Below are 2,637 nucleotides of genomic sequence, written 5' to 3' on the forward strand. Positions count from 1 at the left end.
TTTAACCAGAGGTAATTATCAATTATCCATTATCAATTATCAATTAATGAAAAACTCTATGGATTGAAGTAAAACCCGAACATATAGTAGAGCGACAATATTTCTCTGATGGAAATTATAGTTCGCCATCAGAAGTGTTACAGCAAAAGTCAAAAAGCAAAGGATTAAAAAATAAAAAGAAGAAGTCAAAAATTAAATTTTAGGAGATAACTAATTAGAGATAATAGAATGCAGAATATTAATTATTTTCCATCGTTTGTTTCAGTTCTTCAATACTGTCTTAAACCTTTGTAACTTCATATATTACCATTTAAGATTCAAAACTAAACAATGTCAATTGATTTTAGAAATATCAATACAGTATGGGCATCCATTTTAGTAGAAACACTACAACATCTAGGATTAATTACAGCAATTATCAGTCCCGGTTCTCGTTCCACACCTCTAACATTCGCCTTCGCCACCCATCCCAAAATCAAAGCTATTCCCATTATTGATGAACGTTCAGCAGCATTTTTTGCTCTAGGAATAGCAAAAAAAAATCATCAACCTGTCGTTATAGTCTGCACATCCGGTACCGCCGCAGCTAATTTTTATCCAGCCATAATAGAAGCAAAAGAAAGTCGCATCCCACTATTAGTTTTAACCGCAGATAGACCCCCAGAATTAAGAAATTGTCATGCTGGTCAAACCATAGATCAAGTAAAATTATATGGCAATTATCCTAACTGGCAAGTTGAACTAAGTTTACCTTCAGTAGAACTAAAAATACTGGAATATTTAAGACAAACAGTTATTTATGGTTGGGAAAAAACCACCTTTCCTACACCTGGACCAGTACATTTTAATATTCCTTTTCGAGACCCTTTACCACCTATAGTCCAACCAGAAGCGATCGCCTTAAAATCAAAATTCCCCCAAAACTTTTTTGCTCCCGTACAGCCAATTTTAAGAACAGAATATTTGCCAAATTATGACTTAATAGCAGCCTTAAAAAGTCAACTTAAATCTCAGCAAGGCATCATAATTGCAGGTTTAGCACAACCAGAAAAACCTCAAGAATATTGTCAGGCGATCGCTGAAATTTCCCAAACTTTAAATTTTCCTGTTTTAGCTGAAGGTTTATCTCCCCTAAGAAACTACTCTCAGTTAAACCCCTATTTGATTAGTACTTATGATTTAATTTTAAGAAATCAGAATTTAGCAGAAAAACTCATTCCTAACATAGTCTTACAAATAGGAGAATTGCCAACAAGTAAACAACTAAGAAGTTGGCTAGAAGCAACTAATTCCCACAGATTAATTATCGACAAAAGTGACCATAATTTTGATCCACTTCATGGCAATACAACTCACTTACGAATCTCAGTAGAACAACTAGCCAAAATTTTTACTCCTGAAATTATCCTGAATAACTATGATAAAAATTACTTAAATTTGTGGTGTAAAGCTGAAGCAAAAGTCAGAGAAAATATTGACAAAAAAATGGCAACAATCAATCAGATATTGGAACCAAAAATTTCTTGGTTAATATCTCAGACATTACCCAAAACTACACCAATATTTATTGCTAATAGTATGCCAGTTAGAGATGTAGAATTTTTTTGGGTTCCTAATAGTTCCCAAATTCAGCCATTTTTCAATCGAGGTGCAAATGGAATAGACGGTACTTTATCAACAGCCTTAGGTATAGCTCATTGTTATCAGAGCAGTGTCATGTTAACAGGAGATTTAGCACTTTTACATGACACTAATGGTTTTTTACTGAGAAATAAATTAATTGGTCATTTAACTATTATTTTGATTAATAATCAGGGAGGTGGAATTTTTGAAATGTTACCTATAGCTAAATTTGAACCACCTTTTACAGAATTTTTTGCCACTCCTCAAGATGTTAATTTTGCTCATTTATGTAAGACTTATGGTGTAGAACATCAAAACATATTCTGCTGGAAAGAATTACAAAAACTTTTAAATCCTTTACCAAGTAGTGGAATAAGAGTTTTAGAATTACAAACAAACCGCCACCTTGATGCTAGATGGCGGTTAGATAATTTAGATAGGTTTGCAGCAGATTTTTTCCTAAGTTGACAATTAAATTAAAGTGGGAAGAAGAAAGAAGAAAAAAGTTTTAAATGATATAACTTGTAATACAAAAGTTTATGAAGCAGATTGACTCAATAAAGAATCTAATTTACTCTTGCTATCCAAGACATAAATATCATCACAGCCACCAATATGTTGATTATTAATAAAAATCTGTGGCACAGTACGACTTCCATTAGCACGTTCAGTCATACTATTTCTTTCACTTTCATTGCCATCTATTTTGTATTCGATGTAGTTAACACCTTTCCACCAGAGCAAAAGTTTTGCTCTAATACAATATGGGCAAGTTTGCCAAGTATAAATTTCGACCTTTGCTTTCATACGTTCTGGGTGACGACCAAAAATAGGGTTGAGAAAATCAAGCATTTGTAGTAATCAATTAAGTGGTAATAAATTAAGCAATTTAAATAATTTGTAACGTATTTTTAAGGCAAACAGCAATAAACTTGCCTTCGTTCTAATCTTTCTTGTTATACTCCCTTCCCGCTAGAAGATTACCTAATCATTTACTAAAGTATAAATATGGTG

2 protein-coding genes are annotated in these 2,637 nt (G+C 32.7%); one reads left to right on the forward strand and one right to left on the reverse strand.

Annotated features, from left to right (window positions below; genetic code table 11):
• The first annotated feature begins 330 nt into the window (after positions 1-330).
• Positions 331-2,091 carry a 2-succinyl-5-enolpyruvyl-6-hydroxy-3-cyclohexene-1-carboxylic-acid synthase gene (gene menD / locus ACP6PL_RS03980; RefSeq protein WP_426542775.1) on the forward strand — a complete coding sequence of 587 codons (1,761 nt, stop codon included), beginning with the start codon at positions 331-333 and terminating at the stop codon, positions 2,089-2,091.
• Between the two features lie 69 nt (positions 2,092-2,160).
• Here the strand turns inward: menD and grxC are convergent, their stop codons facing one another.
• Positions 2,161-2,475: a glutaredoxin 3 gene (grxC, locus tag ACP6PL_RS03985; protein ID WP_426542777.1), complete on the reverse strand. Its 315-nt coding sequence runs from the start codon at positions 2,473-2,475 to the stop codon at positions 2,161-2,163.
• Positions 2,476-2,637 lie beyond the last annotated feature (162 nt).

Origin of the sequence: Dapis purpurea BLCC-M126, assembly GCF_050015975.1 — a bacterium.
Lineage (GTDB): Bacteria > Cyanobacteriota > Cyanobacteriia > Cyanobacteriales > Microcoleaceae > Trichodesmium.

What these genes read in the sequence shown, in the direction of transcription:
- menD (WP_426542775.1), top strand. Translation starts at nt 331, where the DNA reads ATGTCAATTGATTTTAGAAATATCAATACAGTATGGGCATCCATTTTA.
- grxC (WP_426542777.1), bottom strand. Translation starts at nt 2,475, where the DNA reads ATGCTTGATTTTCTCAACCCTATTTTTGGTCGTCACCCAGAACGTATG.